This is a genomic window from Pseudoalteromonas sp. 0303, from assembly GCF_013349995.1.
GTDB lineage: Bacteria > Pseudomonadota > Gammaproteobacteria > Enterobacterales > Alteromonadaceae > Pseudoalteromonas.
The window spans coordinates 1-605 of record NZ_JABVXF010000117.1 but is presented as its reverse complement, the minus strand read 5'-3'; the positions used below and the strand labels follow the sequence as shown (position 1 = coordinate 605).

The following is a 605-nucleotide window of genomic DNA, read 5'->3' as shown; positions in this document are numbered from 1 at the left end:
CAAGATGCAGTCGAGCTTGATAACACCGCAGCGATCACAACCAGCATTGATAAAACCGCCGACGGCGTGATTAACGGCAACGGCGAAAGCGCCGCCATGGTCGTTCGTGGCACGGTGAGCGATGTGGAAGACGGTCAAACCGTAACGGTGATCATCAGTGATGGCACAAACCAAGTTGAAACCACTGCACTTGTACAAAACGGCGAATATGTTACCGATCCGATTGATGCAAGCGCATTAAACGACGGGACACTCACCGCTACAGCCAGCGTGTCTGATGTGGCTGGCAATCCAATTTCAGCACAAGATGCAGTCGAGCTTGATAACACCGCAGCGATCACAACCAGCATTGATAAAACCGCCGACGGCGTGATTAACGGTAACGGCGAAAGTGCAGCCATTGTTGTACGCGGAATAGTTAGCGATGTTGAAGATGGTCAAACAGTTACGGTTACTATTAGCGATGGTGTTAACCCACCGGTTGAGGTGCAAGCCATTGTACAAAATAGCGAATATGTAACAACTCCTATTGATGCAAGCAACTTAAACGACGGCACATTAACCGCCACTGCTACAGCGTCTGATTTAGCTGGTAACCCTGTAAG

The 605-nt window shown here is 49.6% G+C and carries 1 protein-coding gene; it reads left to right on the top strand.

What is annotated here, in order from left to right; all coding sequences use genetic code 11:
* On the top strand, positions 1-605 hold a 605-nt coding region (locus HUS62_RS22380), incomplete at both ends, for a hypothetical protein (RefSeq protein WP_175081199.1).